Origin of the sequence: Pseudoalteromonas sp. S2721 (assembly GCF_005887425.1) — a bacterium.
Classification (GTDB): Bacteria; Pseudomonadota; Gammaproteobacteria; order Enterobacterales; family Alteromonadaceae; genus Pseudoalteromonas; species Pseudoalteromonas simplex.
Genome location: NZ_PNCZ01000009.1, coordinates 16,454 through 40,532, shown reverse-complemented (window position 1 = coordinate 40,532; position 24,079 = coordinate 16,454). Strand labels below are relative to the sequence as shown.

Here is a 24,079-nt window from a genome sequence, read left to right as displayed (position 1 = left end):
ATTATTTTTCCTTATTTTTAGGTAATGCAATACTGAGCGGCGCAAATATATAGATACATATTAGCCCCACTAATACCGTTAATCCGAAACTGAAAATGGCCGGCGTTTTCGAAACGGCCAACATGCCAAATACCCACATCGATGATGCCGCTGACAAACTAATTGCGAGTACATTGCTAGGGCTTAAATTATTGACTTGATAAAACACCAAGTAATCGATTGCCAACGCTAATATCAATAAACAGCCTAATAAATTAAAAATCGACAGCTGAGATTGCAATGCACTGCAGAGTAGCAGTACAGCTGCAGTAGTTAGTACAAGCACTAACGTTTGCTTACACGCCGTTTTAAAACCAAATTTAACGCTAAATAGTAATAACGCAAAGGTCATCGCAATGGCCAATGTCACCAGTAACGAATTTGAGTAATGGCTTAAACCTTCGCTTATCATCGCGACTTTATCGTAAACAATTAAATCTGGGTAAGCGTTGGCTAAATCCATCAGCTCGGATTTATTTACACCGGTTACCATAAACCAGCTTGCGGTTAGTGTATTGTTTGAGATCACTTGGTTAGCGATTAACGGCGCTAACGGTGAATTAAGTGCCGCGTTTAAATCAAGCATTGATGTTGAAAGCTCAACGGGCGTCTCTGTCATTTGGCTAACCACACTCATCGCTTGCTGGGCCAAATGCAGTTGCTCGTAGTTTTGCTGTTGTAATTGTTTACTAGGCACTAAGTCACTAAGCATTACAGCAGTGCCATTAAGGCCGAGAATAGTTGCTTTTAATGCTTCTTGTTCTACTAATAATTGCTGCGCATTATCGGCAAATAAAATCATGATTTGGCCATTATCTTTACCTAATAAAGACATATGCAGCGCTTCGTTTTGCATTAAATCAGCAGGACTTGCATTTAACAGCTTTACATCATCATTAATCACAGGGGGTTTTAGTAAAGCAAAAGCACTCAGAAACACTAGCATCAGCATGCTGAGTGAGACGCGATAATGCGTTAATCGTTCTAAATAACCACTTAACCTGTTTGCTAACTGATGCGCAACAGTGTTAATGGTTAAACCAGCTTGCCAATAAGGCAATAAAATACGGGTGCAAAGCCAAGCTGTAACTAGCCCTGCAACAACGAACACGCCCACTTGACTGAGTAACTGCACCGGTGAGAAAAACAAACTCGCGTAACCGAGTGTGGTGGTTAGTAACGACAACAACAGTGCCAGCTTAAGCCCTTGACTAAAACCTTGCAGCTGCTCGGTTAAATCAAGCATGCCATGAAATGCATAATCAATGGCAATACCAATCAGTGTCACGGCAAACACCATGGTTAATACATGCACCTGACTAAAAATACTGATCAGCGCAATGGTGCCGCCAATAGCGGCGCTTATCACGGTTACAGAGGCCAACCACAATGCATTTATCGAGCGGAACACCCAGACCACCATCACAATAAGCGCCAGCAAGCTCACCGAACCAAACAAGGTCATTTCAAATTTGGCTTGCTGCGCATTTGCTGCGGTGTGAAATAAAGCACCGGCATAGCGAATTTGTGTATCTGGATAGCGGCCTTCAAGCTCAGCGATATAGGCAACAATCTCATTGCTTAAAGCTATTGATTGATTTATTGAAAAGGCATTGTCAGCACTTTGCACGAATAACATTAAATACTCATCACCTTGATAGTTAATGTTAATTCGGCCATCTTGCAGCTCAAATTGCTGCATGTGCGCCATTGCCTCAGATAGGAACCCTGCTGTAGCAAGTGTTGGGTCTTGGTTGATAGTACTTGAAACAAAAGGATCAGCGACTTTACTCAACTGACTAAAGTAATACTGTTGAAAGCGATTAGCGTCGCCAATCGCTTGCTTATATTCCTCGGACACTAAATGCCCGGCGTACTGACCGTAAAATGCTGCCAACTGGGATATTTCTGGTAACTTAAAACGAGGCTCAATATGTTTGCTAGAAAGCCACTGTTCTAAATCATCATAAGCTTTTACTGCATTCTCACCACGAAAAGAAAAGCTCAACTGCTGTTTATTAGCCGCAAAAAAGTGTTCTTCGACTTGCTGTAAGCGCGGCTCTGACTTTGGTAACAAAGCCAAAATATCATTATTCAACGTAGGCTGTTTTAGAATAAAAACAACCACTAAGGCGCTAACTAATAGGCTCAGCCAAGCAAGCGTTAGGCCCCATGCTTTCACTGTTTTTGCTCAATTTGAGGATACGCAAAGCGTAATACCGTAAAGTTACCATTTGCTTCTTGAAGACGCACACGGCTCACTTGCTTTGCTGCTACACATAATTCGAACTGACTAAATAGCTGTTTTAGCAAGTCATCTTTAGGCAATAAAGTCTGACAACCGGGCTCTGCATGATCTGTCATCGTAAATTGCTCAGCAAGTGCCACTTCATCATGCTTTAAAATCGCTTGCAGTAAATTAACGTAAGGCTCAGCGCCTTTTTGTAGCTGCGGCTCACCTTTAGCGTTAAGGGTATATACTTGCCCTTGCTTGATTAATAGCGTGCTTTTAACCGGAGATTCAACCTGCCAAGTGAGGCCATCTTCAGCAAGTTCAAACGAACCTGTTGATATAAAAGGTTTACTAAACCCTTTAAAATGCTTTTCTTGGCTAAATGTGCCTTGCTCTGTCACTGCGCTCGATGCAAACACAGGAAAAAAAACGAGCACACTCAGTAACAACACGCTTAATCGCATTAAATCACCTTTTGAAGTTTTTCTTGTAGCACAGGCGGCGAAACAAACTGCATTTCTTTTTTCTCTATATCAACCGCAACTTGGATAGTCGTTGCTTTGGTTAACTTTTTACCTGTAGCGCAATCAGTGATTACGTAATCGATACGTAATCGTGTTTCATATTCTTTTAAGTAGGCATCAACGCGGATTTTTTGTGTAAACAATGCTGAGCCGACGTACTTAATATGCATGTCAATAATCGGCCACGCATAGCCAGATTCTTGCATTTGCACATAATCATAATCAAACAAACGCAGTAATTCGCAGCGCGCGACTTCTAAATAGCGCGGGTAATTACCATGCCATACCACATTCATTGGATCGCAATCATGAAAAGGAATTTCAATCTCAACATGAGTGCTCAGCAACGAGCCACGACTATGCATATAAACTCCAACGTTTTGTTTGAATAGCGTCAACTGTAAAACGAAGAACAGCCTCTAGAGGACGGTCTTCATCAAGCAGCGGGAAAAACTCGCTAATGTCTTGATACATACTTTGTACATCAGGGGTTAAACTAGCAAACTCAAGCTCGCCACTATTAATACGTAAACGCAAACCTTGAATACTCGCAAGCAAGGTACTAGCAACCACTTGCTCGGTAAGTTGCAATATACGCAAACAATCTCGCGCAGCGATGGTTCCCATGCTCACTTTATCTTGGTTGTGACACTCGGTTGAACGAGAAAACACACTTGCTGGCATGGTTAGTTTTAATGCTTCAGCCGTGTATGCACTGGCACCAATTTGGACCGCTTTAAAACCATGGTTAATGTAACGACGTTCATCATTACTCGCCGATAAATTAGAAGGCAAACCATTGTTATAGCGCGTATCAACTAAGGATGCGATTTGTCTGTCTGCTAAGTCGGCTAAATTAGCAACAGCGGTTTTCATGCTATCCATAACCATTGCAATATGACCGCCATAGAAGTGACCACCATGCAATACGTGCTCACCTTCACCATCGATAATTGGATTATCATTTGCCGAATTTAGTTCATTTTCAATCATTTGCCTAAACCACGGTAAACTATCTTGCAGCACACCAATAACATGTGGAGCACAGCGAATTGAATACCTATCTTGTAAGCGGTCAGCATTACGCGGGTGTTCTACATGGTTTAAGTCTCCACGGATCCATGCAGCTACTTGCTGTTGCCCTGGATGTGGCTTCACCGAAAACAAAATATCATCAAAGTGATGACTGTTACCCTTTAGTGCAAGGCTTGCAAGGGCTGTTATACGGCTGGTTAATTTAGCTAGATAATCTGCTCTATCATAAGCAAGGCATGCCAAAGCTGTCATTACGGCCGTGCCATTCATAACTGCCAGCCCTTCTTTCGGGCGCAGCTTTAATGGCTTTAAACCAAGTTCTTGCATCACCTCTAGACTGTTTTTAATTTCGCCTTTGTAATACACATCACGCTCGCCAACCATAGCACCGGCTACATATGAAAGTGGCGTTAAATCACCACTGGCTCCCACTGACCCTTCTTGCGGGATCACCGGTACGATATTGTGATTTAAAAAGTCACGTAATAAATTCAACATCTCCCAGCTAACGCCAGAATACCCTTGTGAAAGCGAAGTTAAACGCGTCGCTAAAATAGCACGCCCTTGGGCTTGATTAAACACATCACCAAGGCCACAACCATGAAATCGAGTAAGATGCAGTGGTAACTCATTAACTAAATCAAGCGGCACTTTTACGGTTACCGAGTCGCCATAACCTGTGGTTACGCCATATATCACGCCATCGTCTTCAAGCAACTTATCTAAAAACGCCACGGCGCTGTCTATTTTTTTCGCAAATTGACGGCCTGATGTTAACGCTACAGCACCTTGCTCTAATGCAATATGAACAATATCTTCGATTGATAAACGCTGTTGGCCAAATACGGTAGTCGAGTGCTCTGACACCTTAGTTCTCCTTGTTTTGACTACGAGACACTTGCTCGTCATTTTGCCAAAAATCATAAAAATTAAACCATTGATACGGATAGGCCGCAGCATAAAAACTGAGCCTTTGCGCATAATCGCTAACAATTTGTTGTAATGTTTGTTGCCTCGTTTTACGCGGTAAAACGAGCTTGTCGGCGTATTTTTCAAAAATCACGCGGTAACATGTCTCGCCATTTTGCTTTTTATCTTTTAAACAAAACAGATGAAACACTGGGCAATCTAACAGTGCAGCTAAAATAAATGGCCCTTGTGAAAAAGGGGCTGGCTTACCTAAAAAGTCCGCTTCAATAACTCTTCCTGCGGTGGTGGTACTGGTTCTGTCACCGACAATCACCACAATTTCACCCTGCTCTACTTTCTCTTTGAGCATAATTGCTATGTCTGGGCCAAGATCGGTTACTTGAATGAGGTTTACCGCAACATCCGGATTAATACTTTTCAGTAATTTATTAAACTCAACCGCATGATGCGTAAACACTAATACATTAATCGTTTTACTGTTTCGGTGTTGGCTAAGGGCCCTACATACCTCTAGGTTGCCAAGGTGCGAGCCGATAAAAATAGCTCCTTGCTGTTGCTCATCAAGTTGTTTAAAAAGGGCTTCGTTGGTGTAAAGAATATTATGTTGCTGAATTCGCCCAAGCCAGGCATCTATTTTGTCAAAAGCGCTGTCTGCAAAGCAGCGAAAATGACGAAAGCTATCGCGCCAAGTAACCGCTTTTCTATTGCCATTCACCTTGCGCGCTTGGGTTAAGAATGCATGAGACGCTTGGCGGGCAGTTTTGCCAGTTAAAAACAAATAAAATACCACCGGAAACAACACCAGCCACAAGCCTTTTCGGCCAAATACCCGATAACACATAAGCAATATCTGCATGCCTAAGCGGTTGCCGCGTTCTTGCATTTTTGACCAGTGTTTTACAGCCATTAGCCAGCCACCTTACGCCAAAGCAGCTTAGGTGAGCGTAGCAACATGCCAAAGAATAAACGCGTATGCAGCCAAGAAATTCCCACGTTATCGTGTAAGGCACGAAAGTGAGATACACCATTTTCAGGGTAAATAACCTGGGTTGGCAAAAACGTGACTTTAACACCTTGCCAATAAAGCCTGACTAAAATTTCAATATCAAAGTCCATGCGCTTGCCAAGCGCTTGCTTAGCCATTAATTGCTCAACGGCTGCTAAGGGATAAACCCGAAAACCACACATTGAATCAACAATATCAAAGCTTAGTGTTTCTACCCAAACCCAAAAATGGGTGATGTAACGACTTAAATAACGGTGCTTAGGCACGGAGCTATCATAAATTGGACAACCACTGATCACCTTGTTAGGTGATGCATTGCTCAGTTCAATCAACTTACTAATATCTGCTAACGAATGCTGGCCATCAGCATCAACCTGAATGGCATGGCTAAACCCTTGCTGGTAGGCAGCCATCAACCCTGTTTGAACTGCCCCACCCTTACCTTGATTTTGAGCGTGGCTTATCAAGGTTAAAAAATCGTACTTAGCGTCAAGCTCTGCAAATACTTGCTTGGCATCAGCGTCACTACCATCATCAACCATGATTATCGGCAGCTGTAACTCTTTTAGCTCATCGAGTACAGCAGCAATAGCATGGGTGTGATTGTAATTAGGAATAACAATACAAAACTGGTTCATGGCTTAATCACAAAATACAATTCGACCAGACGCATGCTGGCCTTTTTCTGATTGATAGCTAAACAAACATTTGCCTTTTGCATTGCGCTCAAGGGTGAGGTTTACCGTCATATCAGGGGTTGTTACCACCTGAAACTTTAACACTTCTAAATCTTGTACTAGTTTGCCAAAACCCAAATATTGCTGAGCATATTTTACTGCCCAATCCAGCTGTACTACGCCTGCTAAAATTGGTGCATCTGGAAAGTGGCCGCGAAAATAATCTAAATCAGCCGCAATGGTTAACGCTAAACTCACGCTAGTTTCTGTTTGTGATAAAACGGCCACCTCTGGGGTCACGTTATTCAGACTTGGCAAAATACTGCTCCAATGTTTTTAAACTTAATTTAGCTTGACTGTTAAAAGGAAGTGCATCGATATAGCGCCATTTGCGTGGTAAGCAAATACGTTCAAAGCGGTTTGAGAGGTGCGCTTGTAATGTGCGGTTAATTGCCAGTTTACCCTGCTCTTCAAGCTCTTTATTAGCTTCATCACTGAGTACAACCACCGCACCAATTTGCACGCGCTTAGCTGGAATAACCACCACTTTAACTTCTTTTACCCAGTCATGGCTTTGCAGATAACTCTCAAGCTCATCTAGATTCAAACGTTTTTCTTCAATTTTTATCGTTCTGTCTATACGGCCCAACAGTTTAAATTGACCATTTTTATGAACGAGTGCTCTATCGTCTAAAGGGAAATTTGATTGCTCTAAAATCGCAGAATCTAGCATCAAGCGTCCTTCATGATTCAGCGATAAAAAATTACCATTAAACGGCTGCCATGGTACATCAACCGCGGCTTGTGTAACTTGTCGATAAGCAATACCGCCGGTTTCGGTACTGCCAAATACTTGGGTAGCTGGGCGAGCTAACTGGTTAAATAAAGTTTCGGCATGCTCATTATTGAGTGGTCCGCCAGAGGAAAATAACCATTTAATTTTGTCGCGCTCAGGAATTAACACATTATCAGCGCATAAACGACCAAGTTGCGCAGGGCTTGAAACGAGCGCTGCATAACGAATATTTTTTAGCCTTTGCGCAATATGTTCAGGATACTGAATTTGTTCACTATCAATTATATGGCCTTTCGCCAACGGCCAAAGTAAGCGAAACAATAAACCGTAAATATGCTGATGCGAAACAGTTGCTAAAAACGTAAATTGGCTGGGTAAGTCAAATGACATTGAAAGTACTGCAAGCTCTCGATTTAGTACCCGCCACGGTTTTACTATTGGTTTAGATTGTCCTGATGAGCCTGACGTATAAAATATAACTGCTGTGTTTGTTGGCCATTGTAAACGGTTAGTTTGCAAAGGCGTGTGACCCAGACTGTGTTCAAGGTTGGTAAATAGCACATCATCATCGATATTGGTCGCATCGCCTGCAAAAAAAGCAGACTGAGCAAGCAATAAACTTAAGGTTTCGTGCTGACCATTAGGCGGAAGAATAACATTATGACCACTACACGCTAAGGCAAATAAGCGCACTGCAAATTGGTAGGTATCGGGGTGGAATAACACCACATGACTGCCAGCTTTAAGCGCCGTAAGCTTACTTTGATAAGCGGCAATATCAGCAAAAAACTGTGTGTGTGTTATTGGCTGCCCTGCAATAACAAATGCAGCATCTGGGTGAAATTTCAGGTTACTCGATACCATTATTTTTAACCTTTTGTCTAACAAGCCATTCCACAAGGCCCAAGAGAGCTATCAAAATATAGGCTACTAGTCCGTTGTACAGTGTCCATGTCTGTAACGAAGTAAATAGGCTAGTGTATAACGCAATACTGCCATTAATAATAAAAAACGCGCACCATACTTTAGTAACTTGGCGCGTGTAATTAACCCCTTTTTCATCAAGCTCAGGCTCTTTAATTCGAGCAAAACTCTCAATGACTGTTGGGCCACTTTTCAGCGAATAAGCAAAGGTTATGGCCATTACTGTATTTATAATGACCGGGTAAAGTTTCAAGCCCAGATCATTGTTAAAAAACTGCGTTGTTGCTAAAGCGATAATAGCCAAAATAGAGGCTGGCTTTATCCATGGCATAGATGTGAGCAGCTTTTTGCTCAGCAAAAGCCTTAGACCTAACAATACCATCAGTACCAAGCTCACTTGCCTTATTGAGATATGCTGTAATCCAAAATACACAATAAATGGGTATAAAGATAAGCACACTAAAAGCAGTGTTGTGGTTATCGCTTTGAGCATAGTAATGTTTATGAAACGAGTTTTTCTACTTCATTTACAACATCTTGCACAGTACGAACTTGTTTAAATGCATCTGGCTCAATTTTCTTGCCAGTGATTTCGCGTAGTTTTACAACTAAATCAACAGCATCAATGCTATCAAGATCTAGGTCTTGATACAGGTGCGCATCTAGGCTGATATCATCAGCATCAATCTCAAATTCATCTACTAAAATGCCCTGTAAAACGTTGTAAATGTCAGCAGCGGTTTTCATGCTTATTCCTACTTCTAAGTCTGTATTATGATTGGTGTTGGTTAATAAATTCTGCCAGTGCATCTACTGATGCAAAATGGGCTTTTGTTTGTTCTGAGTTTGCGTCAATTTTAACGTTAAACTCTTTTTTAATGGCTAAGCCAAGCTCTAACGCATCGATGCTATCTAGGCCTAAACCATCAACAAACAAAGGTTGGTCATTTTCAATATCATCCACGGTAATATCTTCAAGATCTAAGCTGCTAATGATTAATTGTTTTATTTTGTTCTTTAGTTCAGTCATAGGTGCCTGAGTTCCTCTGAAAAGTAATGTTGCAAATCACGGGTTAATTGTCGTGCTTGCATGGCGGGTTGTTCATTATTAAATGTGTCGTTAAACGTAAATGGGTCAGTGGCAAAGCGCATCTCAAAATGCGCTTTTGTTGCGGCAACGCAATACCATGGTGTGCCTTTGGTCAAAGTGCTGGGTTTCATACTAATCAGCACTGAGGTTATAGGGGCTTTACAACGCGCAGCAATATTTGCCGCACCACGCTTAAATTTTAACTGTTCACCTGGGGTTGTGCGAGTGCCTTCAGGAAAGATAATCAGGTTATTTCCAGCAGCGAGTGACGCTTCACATTCATTCAGTAACTCTTGCGGATCTTCATTACTAATATAACCTGTGCCTTTAATTACGCCGCGCATAAATGGATTTTTAAATAAGTGTGCTTTGACCATGCAATCAGCATTTTTAATCACAGATATCAGCACTACAACATCAATTAATGAAGGATGATTGGCAAGTACTAACTGCCCTTTAAGATCATGAAATTTCTGTTTATCTTGCACAGAGAAATGGATAGCACCGGTGTAATGCATTAAGGCAACAAAGAATTTAAAACTATAGTGAACCGTTAAACGGGCTTTTTGCTTACATTTAGCTTGGCAAGGTTCAAATAAACGTTGTAAAGGCAAAACCAACAAGGTAAGTAAAATACCGCCAAACCCAAAAACAGCAAAGCAAAAACCAGTTGCTAATACACGCCAAATTTTGTTCAGCTTTTTATATAAATTAGCCACCATGGTACTGTAGCATCCAAGCTGATTGTTGATGTGTCAGCAGCGATTGTGATCCTTTGCTTGCTAAAGCAGCTGCTAACTGTAGACTCAAGGGTAAGCACGAGTCACTTTGAGAGTGTTCAGATTCAGGAAGTTTTGTTAATTCAAAATACGGTTTGTCTACCTGAACTTTGGATAATATGAACGACACACTATGAGCGATTTGTTGCTCATCGCTAAATGGTAAGTATTCATCAGGTAATACACTTTCGGCATGGGCAACCAAAATTTGCTGCTCAACACCACTCTGGACACGTGCAAAACCATCAATCATGGCTGAAATAATGCTGTCTTGACCACCTGCTATGGCATTCATCGGGGCTTTGTTTTTTGCAATAATCGAGAACAAGCCTGTTGCAGCATTATGTACACTCAAACCAAATGCGGTCGGAGAAAGCGGTTCTTGTTCAACAAGTGAATGCAATAGCTGCGCTGTTTTAGGTAAGTCGCCATGACGAGATGAAAAATTAACGGCTAACTGATGATGCTCACCTTGCGCTTGATGCATAGTATGAAGTGCCATTTTCATAAACGGGCTTAGACGGCGGCGCTGCATTGGTGCAACCCAGCTTAAATCAAGGTCAGGGTGATCAAGATGGCTTAATTCTGCAATTTGTTGCTCGGGCGCAACCCATACACACAAATTATTAACAACAAATTTCACAAATATTATTCTTTTAGCGCCAAACGATTGCTAATTTTACCCATAAGGCATAAAAAAGTAAAATAATGGTGCTTAATTGTAGTGAAATTAAGCACCCATTCATCTTTATCGTAAAATAACGTCTTTTTCGTCTAAAAGTTGTGCTTTTTCGCCTACTATATCTGCAATATCAAGTTCGTTAATGTAGTCTAAACCGATTTCTTGCTGCGCACATGTAAGTGGCACATAAGGAAGACGGAACACAGGGTTCACGGCGCCTGTCATCATCAGCGCCGTATTAATAGCGATTGGGTTAGGTTCGCAGAATAGCCAGCCCATAAGTGGCTGCAGTTTTGCATTAAGTGCATCATTTTGCTCATCCATTAACTGACGGAACAAGCCCGGAATAATGTTAGATGTAACCGAAATAACACCGTGAGCATTATGAATGTGCCGTGCATCATGTGCTTCATCGTCATTACCAGACCAACAAGCAATACCTTGCTGTTCATAATGAGCAATACGCTCATTGCCACCGCACTCTTTTACACCGATAAAGTTTTCGTGCTTAGCGAGTGGCTCAATGATATCTGGTGTTAAATCTTGGCCTGTACGACCTGCTACGTTGTAGATAAACGCAGGACCAATATCAAGTAAACGGTTAAAGTGCTCTTTCACACCCGCCAGTGACGTGCGCCCGTAATAAGGGTTGATTTGTAACGCGGCATCCATACCGGTGGCAAAACCATACTGGGTTGCTTTAATCGCTTCACGCGTGTTGTTGCTACCTGTATTACCAACAATTAATAAACGATCAGAGAATTTGCTAACACTGTGTGCTATTAGCATCAAGTGTTCTTCCCAATTCATTAATTGGCCTTCACCTGTGGTACCGCCGACGATGATGCCATCAACACCAGCTGCAATTTGCTGCTCAACAAGGTCGTCATAACATGCAAGATCAATGTCACCATTAGTTAAATACGGTGTTTTTATAGCGGTGATCAAACTTGCTTGTTTAATTGTTTCTAGGTTGCGCATAACTTTTTTAATGTTTGGAAAATTTGCGCTAGTTGTATCATAAACACAGGCATTTTCCGAGTAATGAGCTGCAATAAATAAAAATACTTGAGAAAAAATCAAAGTTAAGCCAAAATCAAACACTGTATAAATTAACAGTATTTATTGTGAGTATTTGATAATGCAACTTTCTAAATTTTTGGCAACCTACTTTTATACTACCGAAGAGCTGTGCCATACCCTATCAATTGATGAGGAAACGCTATCGGCATGGCAACAAAGTAGTTTATTTCCAAAACCGAGTTACTGTTTGCAGAGTCAATTAGAATGCAGTTCGTATTCGGGCATTTATCAATGCGAAGAATATCAAGACTATTACCCTCGTGGCGCCGCTAGTTGGGGGCAATTAATTATCAAACATGACATAACCTCATCCTGCCAAGCGTTTAATTATTTTGCTCAGCAATATTCGAATCAACTTAGTAAGCTTGCCGAGCAAGGCTTTGCTATCAATGAAGAATTATTTGGCAGTGAAATTGACGAGCACTTACAGCAAGTTTGGCAACAGTTTTTATGCAGTAAATACGGTGTGCTCACACAAAATGGCTTAGTTGAAGAAGCCGTTCAGCTAGATGTGGCCAAGCTATTGATTGATGATATTACTGAAATGCGCACTAAAACAGGTTTAAACATGGATGAACGTCAAAGCTTGCATAAGGCACTAAAACTAATAAATCGCGCGTTAAGCCATGGTACGGGCAACGAAGGTAAAAATACCTTACGCCATCGTTATATTGATGACGTAGTGGCAAAGTACGATCTATCGGTAAAATAACCTCTCATTTTTGCGCTTAAAATGAAGCGAAACTGAATGACCGCACAAAGTTACAACTGTGTTTATTTTGTTGTAAATAGGTTAATACAATTTGCTACTTTTGTTTTGTAGGTTTTCATCTGCTTGATCGATAGATTGGTCTGGTCGAGTTATTGCTCTTGTCATATTTGTTATTTTGACACCTAGCAATAACTTCTTTCTTCCAAACTAATTACATCAAAATACAGGATGAAAAAATGAAACCTTTTCCAAGGCTTGGTCGCTTAAAGGCGACCTACTTAGCCATGCTCGGCTTATCGATTGCCCAGCCAACAACCGCAGAAGAATCATTTGTTACACAACAAAGTAAAGCGGATGCCCTTACATTCACTTTGATCACTGGGGACAAAGTATCGGCTGTTGTCAATAAAGACGGCAAGCTAGGCGGCATTCGATTAGTGAATGCAGATGGTTCAGATACATTCACCAGTATCTTTAAACGTGGTAACAACACCTATGTTGTTCCAAACCATGCTCAAGCCTTAGTTGATTCAAATGCGATTGATTTAGAGTTATTTAACATTAATAAGTTATATGAATCGGGTTACGATGATGCATCAACCGACGCGCTCCCCGTCATTGTTGAATACCGCGACGGTACCCTTGCAGGACCGGCAGTCCCAGCAACGCTTGCTGGTATGTCATTAACCGGTGAAATTGAGCTTATCGATAGCGCCGCATTTTCAATCAGCAAAGACAAAGCAGCGCAAACTTGGCAAACTCTAGTTGAACAAGCTGACGTTGAAGGTCTTTGGCTTGATGCTGTCGTTCATGCTCACAAGGTTACCCAGTCAGAAACACTGACTCCAACAGTCCCGCTTACCGGCGCATATGGTGAGTCAGCGATTAACTATAATGGCGAAGGTATTAAAGTTGCCGTACTCGATTCAGGATACGACATTGAGCACCCTGATTTACAGGGGCGAGTAATAGCATCACGAGACTTTACTTACTCAAGCAACGGTGTAGATGATTTAAATGGTCATGGTACTCATACAGCCTCAACCGTTGCAGGCAATGGCCATGAGTCAGAAGGTAAATGGGTCGGTGTGGCGCCTGCTGCCGATTTAATAATCGGTAAAGTACTTGGCAATACAGGAGGAGGATCAACTTACGGTATTTTAAATGGCATGCAATGGGCGGTGCTTTCTGAGCACGCTGACATTGTAAATATGTCGTTGGGTGGTACGGCAACAACCTGTAGTGGCCCACTGGTTGAGATGGTTGAAGCGCTGAGCGATAAGGCCTTATTTGTTATCTCTGCGGGCAATAGCTTTACCCGTGAAACGATTGGTTCACCGGGCTGTGCGCCAAGTGCATTAACCGTGGGTGCCATTGATCGTGATGGCAATACGGCGTCGTTCTCTTCACGCGGTCCATCGCCAGATGGCCACTCAGCAAAACCAGATATTGCTTCGCAAGGTGTATCTGTTGTTGCTGCGGCTTCTGGTGGCTTAGGTGATACGGCTTACCGCGTCTATTCAGGTACATCAATGGCAGCCCCTCATGTTGCCGGTGGTGCTGCAATTGTTATGCAAGCTCGCCAAGACCTTACACCAAAAGAAATTAAAGACGTGCTTACATCATCTGTATTTAGTGGTAACTCTCACGTACTTGAGCAAGGTGCCGGTGCCATGAATATCGACCGTGCCATTGATCAAGCTATTGTAGCCCCTGCAAACCGTGAACTTGGCTACTTTGATAATGCCAATAGTGCATTTACCGAAACACAGATCACGCTGACAAATACGTCTGATGAGAGTATTAAATTAAAATTGAAATTAGACTTAATTGGCGAAGATGGCAAAACACAATTGCCAGCAACTCTAGCAGGATTAGATATTAAATCTGTGACAATCCCAGCCAAAGGTGTTGCTCAAGTTCCTATGTGGATTGACCCAAGTGTGGCACTTAATAACAGTGCTTATGGTGCAATTACAGGTCGTATCACAGGCACAACCGTTGGCAATACAGATCAGCAAGTGACTGTACCAGTGTCATTTTGGATTGACCAGCCTCACGTTAATTTAACGGTAAACCTGACTGATCGCTGGGGTAATCAAGCAGGCTCTCCATCTAAGCTTTACTTAATTAATGAAGAAGATGATTGGGGCAGTCTTGTTAGGCTCACTGGCGGTAAAGCCAATATCGATGTACCTGCTGGTTACTATACGTTGATTGCTAACATTATGACTTACGATAACCCGCAAACCAGCTCTGGTTTAGTTGAATCAGCGGCACAAATGGCTGTATTAAATCGTAAGATTGATGGCAAAACAGAGATTAACTTTGATGCACGTAACGCTCAGCCTGTTACCTTTAAAGCTGACCAGCCTCTTGATCCACAAGGTTATTCGTTTGGCTTTACTTACGCGATTGACGATCAAGAAGTTGCGAAGCTTGCTGCTATCGAAATGGCACCTGATTACGTAAATGATATGTATGCATGGTCACAAGGTCATGACGACCGTTTTCGTTCATTTATCACCACCCGCGCGGTAGCTCCAGAAACAACCGTCACTATGCAAAACGGGGTTGAACTTGATTACATCAAACAAGGTTTAGCACTGTCTTTTCATGGTGAAGGCTCCGCAGAAGTCGTACCTGTAGGTGATGCAGGCTACAGCACTGACTGGAGTCAATTTGAGTTAGACGGAAAAATTGCGCTTATTGCTAACCCTAATTACCTCACGTCTTACATGGTCGGTAATGCGATGAAACATGGCGCCAGCGGTGTGATTTTTTATCGTCCTGGTCGTGGCGGCCGATATAAAGGGGCAATCACAGGCACACCAAAAGTCCCCGTGATTGGTATTAGTACCGAACAAGGTGAAGCCTTAATGGCAGAAATAGAGGCTGGCAACAATATTGTTAGCTGGTCTGGTATTGCGGCTGAACGCTCACCTTATGCTTATTCAATAAACCATATTGTTGATGGCCGAATTCAATCTGGGCAAATCAATATTGCTGAACATAAAATGCATAAAATAAGTGCGTCTTATCACTCGCAAAATGATGAGCGCCCGGCATGGACTGATGTTATGGCAATGACCAACAGTACAGGGGAGTTCTACTCAACAGGTAGCTCACAGTTAATTATGTTACCTCATCAGCGTGATGAATATTACACAGCAAGTACAAAAAATGCATGGACGAATGTCGTTATGCCAAACTATCAAATTCAAAGCGCAGGCGCTTATTTTGATGGTCCACGCGCTATGACTGAAGGTGCTGAGCAAAGTACCACTTGGTTTAAAGGTCCACGTGCTGGTAGCTTAGGCAGCAGTGGCTCGGCGATTATTAGCCGAGATACCAATGTCCTTTACTTTAACCTTGCTTCGTTTGGCGATGCCGCAAACCATGATGGTATTTTTGGCTTTATGGGTAGCTCAGCCTTTGGTTTAAAAGTAAATGGTGAGCCAGCATCTCCGTATCAAGGTACGTTAACACTTGAGCCGGGCTCTCATCAAATTACCTTAGAAATGCGTTCTTATGCCCGTGGTGTTGGTGAGCGCTCTCCAATAAATGATAAGCTAGGTTCTCTTTACCAAGGTTTCTATACATTTACCGCTGACGAGCAGCAACAAGGTGTTCAGCCAATTTTAGTGCCTATGATTGATTTACCGGTTGATATTAACAACAGCATGAAAGCAGGTGAAGCCGCTCAAGTTAAGTTAACGGGTTTACTAGACGGTGTAGGTGAAGTGGCGCTGGCAGATGTACAGTTACAATATGCATACGGCCAAGAATGTACGATTGCTAACGTGCCTGCTTATATCTATTGCCCTGTATCAACGAAGTTCTCAAGCGAAAACTGGTTAGATGCACAAGTTGAACACATTGACGGTGAATGGGTAGCTACGATCCCTAATACTGGAAACGTCGGTGACTTTGTCCATATTCGAACGATTGTTTCAGATTATGGTTCAAGCCAAGCAGAGCAAATTACCATGCGAGCTTACATGTTAGATTAATTAGTTAGCGCTAATCAGCAAAGCCGCCTTCGGGTGGCTTTTTTCATGTAAAAACAACATGATCAAGTATTAAGAATCTAAATGCTCGTACTGACCTCGATACACTTCAAAAGTCTTCACAACAGTGTGTTGCTCTTTACTTAGATTATCAAACCAGGTATCGAAACGCTCATCATCATCTTGTTCACTTAACGCTAAATACTGGGCCAATAATTCAATAATATCGTTGTGAGTACACGACAAGGTGTCTACATGATTAGCTAAAACAGAATGGTCTTTATCGCGAAGCGTGTTCATTACATTTTGATCTAGTTCTTCACGGCTAGTTTTATCATTCACTTCCATATCCCTCTTAAAAATAAGCACGCATACCTAGTTATAACAGCCTTATCGACAATATCCAGCTTTTTAAATCTAACTGCTTATTGATTGTTCAGCTTGTACAAATTTAAGACAATGCGATATAAATAAGAATCATTTTTATCTTGATCTAAATAGTCAACCACCCTATAATCGCTACATTATCACATAACAAACAGGTGCATTATGAAGCCAAATATCCACCCTGATTACCAGCAAGTCGCTTTTCATGATACAGCGGCAGACAGCTACTTTATTATTGGTTCGACAATCAAAACTACACGTACGATCGAACTTAAAGGCAAAACTTATCCTTATGTACCAATTGACGTATCAAGCGATTCGCACCCGTTCTATACCGGTAAACAAAAAGCCGTTGCGAGCGATGGCCGTGTTGCAGCGTTTAATCGTCGTTTCAAAAACTTGGCGAGCAAATAGTTGCTTTAAGGAAAGAACATGAAAGTATTAAGTTCATTAAAAAGCGCTAAGAACCGCCCGGGCTGCCAAATCGTAAAACGTAAAGGTCGTGTCTATGTTATTAATAAAGACAACCCGCGTTTTAAAGCAGTTCAAGGTAAAAAGAAAAAGCGTTAAAAAAGGTGCCTCGGCACCTTTTTTTTAATTAAAGTAAATCTAACTCAATAGCTTAGTTGCCAAATAACAACTCCCAAAAGCCTGGCGGCTCATGTAGCTCATGGTATTTTTTACGTAACTCATCAATAGATTTAAGCGGCGCTTTTGCAGCTTCAAGGCCACGAGTCGTTGCAAGTTGCTTCGCTTGCTTTGCTTGATTTATGACTTTATCAAGCCCTTCTAGAGACGCTGTTTTATGCTGTTTAAAATCAGCTGTTTTAGCTGTCTCTAACAACACAATAAACTCATCAATAGCGGCATTAAAGGTAGCTAAATCAGTAGCCCGTACGGAGTTTTTATAAGCAAGCCCCATATTTTTCATATTGGCCTCAAGATCAATATCAGAGGCTACACTCACACTCGAAAAAAACAAAAAAATAACAAGAATTAATCTCATAAAATACTCATGCAAAAAACCATGCGATCATTATAAACCGAAACATGCCACTGGCATAATTCAAAAACAAAACCAATTTAAATTACAATATTACCATAAAAGAAAATGCATCAATTGATAACAATTATCATTGATCATTAACTAACTATAAATAGTACCAACATTAACAAAAAACCACACTATATTATAAGTCATTGTAATGAATAAGTTTATTTAAACTACAAAATGCTACGAAGTTTTTATTTGCATAAAATAGGAACAATGATAAAGTCTTTATCGTTAACATTTATTAACTACCGTTAACACACCCATTCAGGGATAAAACAATAAAGTAACAGGTGAAACAATGATAAAAAATAATTATTTAGGTGCTAGCATTAAGCTTGCTCTATGCTCATCGGCCCTCGCCATTTCTAGCCAATCTTTAGCTGCTGAAGAAGAAGGCGCAAAATCTATCGACCGTATCGAGGTAACAGGTTCACGTATTTTACGTGAAGGTGCTATTGCCCCCGCTCCAGTAACTGTTATCAGTGGTGAAGACTTAGTTAACACCGGCGCAGTAAATATCGGTGAGGCACTAAATAAGTTACCGGCCCTTGGTAATACTTACTCATTATCAAACTCAGGTCGTTTTATCGGTACTGCCGGTCTTAACATTCTTGATTTACGTAACATGGGTACTGATCGTACATTAGTACTAGTTAATGGTAAGCGCCATGTTTCTAGCTCTGCAGGCTCTCAATCAGTTGATACCAATACAATTCCAAGTGTTTGGGTTGAGCGTGTTGAGATCATCACAGGTGGTGCATCAGCTGTATACGGTGCCGACGCTGTAACAGGTGTAGTTAACTTCATTCTTAAAAAGAATATCGAAGGCTTAAGTGTTAGTGTTACCAAAGGAGCCTCTGAATTAAGTGACTATAAAAATGAAAAAGCAACGTTTTCATATGGTACAAACTTCGATAATGACCGTGGTAATGTTGCCTTTGCTGTTGAGTATTCAGGCCAAAATACATTAAATGCGCTTGATCACCCGTGGACTGATGGCTCTTTCTTTAGCTTGCGTAACCCAGCTCAAAACGAAGAAAACAAAGACGATCCAAACTTCCCAGATAAAATCTACACACCAAATGCTGGCTATTATGCGATTAATAACGCAGGTGTTTTTGCAACAAGCAATGGCTATGTTAACTCATTCAACCCTGATGGCAGCCTACGTGATATTTATATAGGTGACCGAGTAGATGGCCTAGCATGTGCTGACTGTGACTCATTTAACCTTGCACAGTTCAATGAAATTCAACCAGAATTTGAGCGTTACAACGTAAACTTTAAAGTTAACTATGATGTTGCTGAAGACATGAATGCGTATTTCGAAGCAAAATATGTTAACAGCGAAGGTGAAAGTATTGGTCAACCGGCATTTTTCTTCTTTAACCCTAATAACAGCATCAAAATTGATAACGCTTACCTAGATCCAACTGTAAAAGCAGTAATGGAAGAAGAAGGTGTTAGCTCAATCATGGTTAACCGTATGATGACAGATTTAGGTCGTCGTATCGAAAACAATACGCGTGAAACAACCCGTTTTGTTGCTGGTTTAAGAGGCACTGTATTCAATGACTGGGAATTAGATGCATCAATTGTGCATGGTCAAACTGAATTAGAGCGTATAAATGGCGCCAACATGATCATGGCAAACTACTACAATGCTCTTGACGCTGTTGAAGATGATGAAGGAAATGTTGTTTGTCGTAGTGAAGAAGCACGCGCTGAAGGTTGTGTACCGGTAAACATTATGGGCTTTGGCGCACCAAGCCAAGAAGCAATTAATTACATTAACACAGTATCGACAGGTACTTCTGAGATTACTCAAACAGTAGTCACAGCATCACTTGCAAACTCAGCGATTTATGAACTACCAGCAGGTTATATTGGTTTTGCTGCCGGTGTTGAATACCGTAAAGAAGAAAGTGAAACTAAAGAGCCAGATAATGCAGTTGGTACGTTCTTTAACGCGCTTGGCGAAGATAAAGGTGATTTTGATGTAAACGAGATTTACTTTGAAGCATCAATCCCACTATTAGCTGACTTGCCTCTTGTGCAAGACCTAGTACTAGATACAGCGGTACGTTATGCTGACTACAGCACAATCGGCGATGCAACAAGCTGGAAGGTAGGTTTAGATTGGACTGTTAACGATCAATTACGTGTTCGTGCAACACAATCTGAAGCACTACGTGCCCCAAACATTGGAGAAATCTTCGGTGCACCTAGCCAAACATTCTATAACGTTGATGACCCTTGTTTAGCTGATAATCTAGATGATTTACAAAACTCAGAAGTTCGCCGTGCTAACTGTGCAGCATTAGGTGTTCCAGTAGGTTTTGAATCAGATTACGATTCGCAAACACTTGAAGGTTTAGTTAGTGGTAACCGAGACGTTAAGGGTGAAGAGTCAACCAGTACAACAATTGGTTTGGTTTATCAGCCGTCATTCTTAGAAAACTCAGTTGTTACAATTGACTACTGGAAAATTGAACTAGAAGATGCTATCTCAACGATTGCTTCTCAAGAAATTCTTGATCGTTGTGTTGACGCTGAAGGCGGTATCAATAACCAATACTGTAATCTAATTACACGTGATAGCACATCAAGTGAAATTACCTTAATTCAAAACTCTGTATTAAACGTTTCTGGTCAAGAAGCATCGGGTGTTGATTTTGAGCTAGGATATGACTTTGACGCGCTAGATGGCGACTTCTCAACACGTTTAATTGGTACATACCTTATTGAACGCAAAGACTTCCCATTCCAAGACCAACCTGAAGATTACATCGAATATGCTGGTACAACGGGTGAGGCAAAATGGCAAGCTAACTTAACTATCTCTTACAAGCGTGATGGTTTCTTTGCAACGTTTGATACACGTTACCTAGATGAAGTAAGCCTTTATACAGACCAAGAGCTAGAAGATAACCCAAATCCAAATAGCTTAATGAAGTTTGGTAGCTATGTTATTTCTGATGCAACAGTAGGTTATAACTTCGAAAGCGGCCTTGGTGTTAAAGTTGGTGTTGATAACATCTTTAACCGAGAGCTTCCATTCGGTACTCGAGGCGACGGCTCTGGTAGTGCAAGTTACGACAACATCGGTCGTTTTGGCTATTTAAGACTATCTTACGATTTCTAATCGTTAATAGATTTGATTCTCTTGGGGCTGTACATTCGTGCAGCCCTTTTTTGTATGAGCCCTCAAAGCCTACTCCAATCATTTACTTCAAAGCAAACGATTCGCGCTATACTTAACCATACCAACCTTTTAACCTAATCAGATTATGCTAAGAACAGTATTTTTCATTATTTGCCTATTTTACTTACCAAGTGTTTTTGCCAAACAAAGTATTATTTTTATAAACCCTGGCTATGAAAATACGAATGTCACAGGCCCATTTTGGTTTGAAGTGTCTCAGTTGATGCGTGATGCTGCCAAAGACTTTGATCTCGATTTAACGATTCATTATGCCAATCGAAATCATATTGAAATGAAGTCATTAGTAGCTAAGGCGATTAAAGCAAAGCCTGATATGCTGATTTTAGTTGACGAAAAAAGCGTGCTCACCCAACAACTTTTAAGCTTAAATAGCACCTCTACACCTATTTATTTTCTACTTAACCGCCCATCAGAATTAGAACTAAAACGTTTGATTGATCATGGCATTAAAATCGCAGGTAGTGTGGAACCCGACAACAAACAAGCAGGGCAATTACTCGCAGATAAACTGATTGAAAAAGCTCAGTACGCGGCCAATTTTCTCGCTATAAATGGCGATTACACCACCCATGCAGCACTTGATAGAGAAGAAGGTTTAGAGCAAAGTGTTCAAACGCATGAGAATGCTAATATCACCGCAAAAACGGTTGCCAACTGGTCAGCAACACAAGCGTATCGCCATAGTCTTGGCTACTTTAGCCATCAATCAAACATGAATATTGTCTGGGCTGCCAACGATGCTATGGCATTAGGAGCAATTACTGCGCTTGATGAGTTAAACAAACGCAAAGATGTATTAGTTGGCGCAATAAATTGGCCGCTCAGAGCCGTAGCAGAGAAGATAGACGTCACTATCGGCGGCCATGTTACGTTGGGGGCGTTTGCTTTGGTAAATATTTATGATTTATTGAATAAACACGAAACCGCACCTATGCATCATGAAGTGGCTATTTTCAGCCAACATAACGAACAAACACTCAAGCTTGTTGAACAAATTCACAGTGATAACTTAGCAATTAACTTTCGCGTTTTCAGTAAATCAAATGAAAACCCCCTTCCCTTCAGTGTTGAATCACTTCTGTTAGAAGCAACCAAAAGCGCACTGTAAAGGGCGTTTACATTACTTATTACTGAGCCATACAGCTTGATATGGCGTTAGCGACATTGTTTTTGTCTGCTCGGTAATTTGCTCACCGCTAATTAAATCTCGCCATTGCTCGGTACCAATCAAATTTAAGTCGGCAAGCGTAAGCGTTTGCGGCTCGTCACTAATGTTATAAACACAAAACATACTTTGCGAACGATTGATGCTTTGTCGCCAAAAACCAAAGAGCCCTTCGCTTAAATGTAACGTATATTGCGTCGCATTGGGGTGAAATGCACTTTGCGCCTTTCGAATAGCCATTAGGCTTTTCATCGCTTTAAACACATTACGATGATGGGCATTTTCGTTACTTAACTTGGCCAGTAAATCTGACTCTTGCCAGCGGTGACGATTAATCGCTCGGTTATGTTGGCTATTTTCAAAGCGTTCATAATCATTGGTAGTACCGAGTAGGCTATGAATATACAAACCTGGAATACCTTCAAGCGCAAACATAATGGCATGCGCACATAAAAATCGTGTAACACCCCATTTATCTGGGCCTTTATGGGTACCTTGCAATGCATCAAATAAGGCAATATTTAACTCATAAGGGGTATTAGTGCCATCTGGGGCGGTACGTAATGAGACTTTACCGCCATATTTCGCAGTCGTATTTACCATTTCGGCAATTTCACTTTGCTCCAACAAGCCTTCAACGGGGCGCAAGCCAATACCATCGTGTGAAGCTATAAAGTTAAAGTATGCCGTCCCTTCTTGAGGAGGTGGCATACTCATCATCCAGTGCTTTAATGCGGTGCTGTCACCACTAAGTAAAGTGTGTAATAACAGCGGTGGCAATGAAAAGTTGTAAATACAGTGCGCTTCGTTGGCATTACCAAAGTACGATAGGTTTTCGCGGTTCGGGATATTAGTTTCTGTAATAATAATCACATTAGGCTCAAAGTGCTCAATAAGGGTGCGAAGCAGCCTAATCACTTCGTGAGTTTCAGGTAAGTTAATGCAGCGGGTATTGAGTTTTTTCCATAAAAAAGCCACCGCATCAAGGCGAAATATACGCACACCATTATCTAAATAATGACGAATAATGCTGACAAATTCATTGAGCACATCTGGGTTAGCAAAATCAAAGTCAACTTGGTCGTGACTAAAGGTACACCACACATGCTGCAAACCATCTTTTGTTTCAACCGCTTGTAAAAGGGGCGATGTTCGCGGGCGAACAACTTGTACAAGGTCGTCACTTGGGCTTGCCGTTTTAAAATACCCTTTTCCCGGCACTTTACCCTGAATAAAGTTTTCAAACCAAACGCTGCGGCTAGAGCAATGGTTGATCACCAAATCTGCCATCAACCTAACATCCGCTGAAATATCACGGATATGTTGCCAACTACCTAACGCTTCATTCACTTGCACATAATTCATTACCGCGAAGCCTTCATCTGAGCTATATGGGTAAAACGGCAAGATGTGCAGCGCATTAAGTTCAGGTAAGCATTGGTTTTTTACAAAGCGATGTAACGTTTGCAAAGGTGGTTCTTCGGGCTTGGCAACGGCTTCATCCGTATTAGCATGACGAATAATCGAATCACCATAGGCGATTAAAATCATATCTTGCTCATCCCAACGGTTTTTATGCGGCGTTGGGTCTCGAACAGGATCATCACCTAACATGGTACTAATTAGTCTGTCTGCGAGTTGTTCAAGCGTTGTTGATAGCTCAACCTCGCTGTAGATGCAGGTTAAATGCTGAATAACCCTTTGTTGCAAAAGCTCTAAAGTCACGT

General features: G+C 41.4%; 23 protein-coding genes. 6 read left to right on the top strand and 17 right to left on the bottom strand.

All coding sequences use genetic code 11. The annotated features are described in order from the left end of the window. Window position 1: 1 nt before the first annotated feature. The 14 genes from CWC02_RS03900 to dapA all read right to left on the bottom strand — a co-directional run bounded on the left by CWC02_RS03900 (window position 2) and on the right by dapA (window position 11,696). Window positions 2-2,221, bottom strand: coding sequence for an MMPL family transporter (locus CWC02_RS03900; RefSeq protein ID WP_138616503.1), 2,220 nt, complete (start codon window positions 2,219-2,221; stop codon window positions 2-4). Then, window positions 2,218-2,736 (bottom strand): outer membrane lipoprotein carrier protein LolA, encoded by a 519-nt coding sequence (locus CWC02_RS03895; protein WP_138616501.1) that lies wholly within the window; start codon window positions 2,734-2,736, stop codon window positions 2,218-2,220. The genes CWC02_RS03900 and CWC02_RS03895 overlap by 4 nt, the downstream gene beginning before the upstream one ends. Next, complete coding sequence (locus CWC02_RS03890; protein WP_138616499.1) at window positions 2,736-3,161, bottom strand: acyl-CoA thioesterase; 426 nt, start codon at window positions 3,159-3,161, stop codon at window positions 2,736-2,738. Before CWC02_RS03890 ends, CWC02_RS03895 begins: the two co-directional genes overlap by 1 nt. After that, window positions 3,154-4,698: an HAL/PAL/TAL family ammonia-lyase gene (locus tag CWC02_RS03885; RefSeq protein ID WP_171043813.1), complete on the bottom strand. Its 1,545-nt coding sequence runs from the start codon at window positions 4,696-4,698 to the stop codon at window positions 3,154-3,156. Before CWC02_RS03885 ends, CWC02_RS03890 begins: the two co-directional genes overlap by 8 nt. 1 nt (window position 4,699) lies before the next feature. After that, window positions 4,700-5,668: a lysophospholipid acyltransferase family protein gene (locus tag CWC02_RS03880; protein WP_138616497.1), complete on the bottom strand. Its 969-nt coding sequence runs from the start codon at window positions 5,666-5,668 to the stop codon at window positions 4,700-4,702. Beyond that, a complete protein-coding gene (locus CWC02_RS03875; protein ID WP_138616495.1) occupies window positions 5,668-6,405 on the bottom strand; it encodes a glycosyltransferase family 2 protein in 738 nt (245 codons plus the stop codon). Before CWC02_RS03875 ends, CWC02_RS03880 begins: the two co-directional genes overlap by 1 nt. A gap of 3 nt (window positions 6,406-6,408) precedes the next feature. Further along, window positions 6,409-6,762, bottom strand: a complete 354-nt coding sequence (locus CWC02_RS03870; RefSeq protein WP_054562418.1) for an ApeI family dehydratase — start codon at window positions 6,760-6,762, stop codon at window positions 6,409-6,411. Then, the gene (locus tag CWC02_RS03865; RefSeq protein ID WP_138616493.1) at window positions 6,746-8,104 is read right to left on the bottom strand and encodes an AMP-binding protein; all 1,359 of its coding nucleotides are present in this window, start codon (window positions 8,102-8,104) and stop codon (window positions 6,746-6,748) included. The genes CWC02_RS03870 and CWC02_RS03865 overlap by 17 nt, the downstream gene beginning before the upstream one ends. Further along, window positions 8,091-8,657, bottom strand: a complete 567-nt coding sequence (locus CWC02_RS03860; protein ID WP_138599435.1) for a COG4648 family protein — start codon at window positions 8,655-8,657, stop codon at window positions 8,091-8,093. The genes CWC02_RS03865 and CWC02_RS03860 overlap by 14 nt, the downstream gene beginning before the upstream one ends. A gap of 8 nt (window positions 8,658-8,665) precedes the next feature. Then, window positions 8,666-8,911 carry an acyl carrier protein gene (locus CWC02_RS03855; protein WP_054554554.1) on the bottom strand — a complete coding sequence of 82 codons (246 nt, stop codon included), beginning with the start codon at window positions 8,909-8,911 and terminating at the stop codon, window positions 8,666-8,668. 25 nt (window positions 8,912-8,936) lie between these two features. Beyond that, window positions 8,937-9,194, bottom strand: coding sequence for a phosphopantetheine-binding protein (locus CWC02_RS03850; protein WP_054554555.1), 258 nt, complete (start codon window positions 9,192-9,194; stop codon window positions 8,937-8,939). Further along, on the bottom strand, window positions 9,191-9,976 hold the full coding sequence (locus CWC02_RS03845) for a lysophospholipid acyltransferase family protein (RefSeq protein WP_138616491.1): 786 nt from the start codon (window positions 9,974-9,976) through the stop codon (window positions 9,191-9,193). Before CWC02_RS03845 ends, CWC02_RS03850 begins: the two co-directional genes overlap by 4 nt. Continuing rightward, complete coding sequence (locus CWC02_RS03840) at window positions 9,966-10,676, bottom strand: beta-ketoacyl synthase chain length factor (protein WP_138616489.1); 711 nt, start codon at window positions 10,674-10,676, stop codon at window positions 9,966-9,968. The genes CWC02_RS03845 and CWC02_RS03840 overlap by 11 nt, the downstream gene beginning before the upstream one ends. A 105-nt stretch (window positions 10,677-10,781) precedes the next feature. Continuing rightward, complete coding sequence (dapA, locus tag CWC02_RS03835) at window positions 10,782-11,696, bottom strand: 4-hydroxy-tetrahydrodipicolinate synthase (RefSeq protein WP_138616487.1); 915 nt, start codon at window positions 11,694-11,696, stop codon at window positions 10,782-10,784. Between the two features lie 160 nt (window positions 11,697-11,856). On the opposite strand from dapA, the gene CWC02_RS03830 reads away from it, so the two are divergent. Further along, window positions 11,857-12,510 (top strand): DUF6058 family natural product biosynthesis protein, encoded by a 654-nt coding sequence (locus CWC02_RS03830; RefSeq protein ID WP_138616485.1) that lies wholly within the window; start codon window positions 11,857-11,859, stop codon window positions 12,508-12,510. Window positions 12,511-12,746: 236 nt separating this feature from the next. Beyond that, window positions 12,747-16,523 carry a S8 family serine peptidase gene (locus CWC02_RS03825; RefSeq protein WP_138616483.1) on the top strand — a complete coding sequence of 1,259 codons (3,777 nt, stop codon included), beginning with the start codon at window positions 12,747-12,749 and terminating at the stop codon, window positions 16,521-16,523. A 69-nt stretch (window positions 16,524-16,592) separates the two neighbouring features. Here the strand turns inward: CWC02_RS03825 and CWC02_RS03820 are convergent, their stop codons facing one another. After that, window positions 16,593-16,820, bottom strand: coding sequence for a hypothetical protein (locus CWC02_RS03820; protein WP_220095044.1), 228 nt, complete (start codon window positions 16,818-16,820; stop codon window positions 16,593-16,595). A gap of 249 nt (window positions 16,821-17,069) precedes the next feature. Between CWC02_RS03820 and CWC02_RS03815 the strand changes: the two genes are divergently transcribed. Further along, the gene (locus CWC02_RS03815; protein WP_054554560.1) at window positions 17,070-17,321 is read left to right on the top strand and encodes a type B 50S ribosomal protein L31; all 252 of its coding nucleotides are present in this window, start codon (window positions 17,070-17,072) and stop codon (window positions 17,319-17,321) included. 18 nt (window positions 17,322-17,339) lie between these two features. Next, window positions 17,340-17,477, top strand: a complete 138-nt coding sequence (gene ykgO, locus CWC02_RS03810; RefSeq protein WP_054554561.1) for a type B 50S ribosomal protein L36 — start codon at window positions 17,340-17,342, stop codon at window positions 17,475-17,477. 52 nt (window positions 17,478-17,529) lie between these two features. Here ykgO and CWC02_RS03805 read toward each other — a convergent pair whose 3' ends face one another. Beyond that, the gene (locus CWC02_RS03805; protein ID WP_138616481.1) at window positions 17,530-17,913 is read right to left on the bottom strand and encodes a cytochrome b562; all 384 of its coding nucleotides are present in this window, start codon (window positions 17,911-17,913) and stop codon (window positions 17,530-17,532) included. A 346-nt stretch (window positions 17,914-18,259) separates the two neighbouring features. Between CWC02_RS03805 and CWC02_RS03800 the strand changes: the two genes are divergently transcribed. Beyond that, window positions 18,260-21,106: a TonB-dependent receptor domain-containing protein gene (locus CWC02_RS03800; protein WP_138616479.1), complete on the top strand. Its 2,847-nt coding sequence runs from the start codon at window positions 18,260-18,262 to the stop codon at window positions 21,104-21,106. A gap of 145 nt (window positions 21,107-21,251) precedes the next feature. After that, complete coding sequence (locus CWC02_RS03795; protein WP_138616477.1) at window positions 21,252-22,295, top strand: ABC transporter substrate-binding protein; 1,044 nt, start codon at window positions 21,252-21,254, stop codon at window positions 22,293-22,295. A gap of 12 nt (window positions 22,296-22,307) precedes the next feature. Here CWC02_RS03795 and CWC02_RS03790 read toward each other — a convergent pair whose 3' ends face one another. Further along, a complete protein-coding gene (locus tag CWC02_RS03790; RefSeq protein ID WP_138616475.1) occupies window positions 22,308-24,077 on the bottom strand; it encodes a sugar phosphorylase in 1,770 nt (589 codons plus the stop codon). Between the last annotated feature and the right edge of the window lie 2 nt (window positions 24,078-24,079).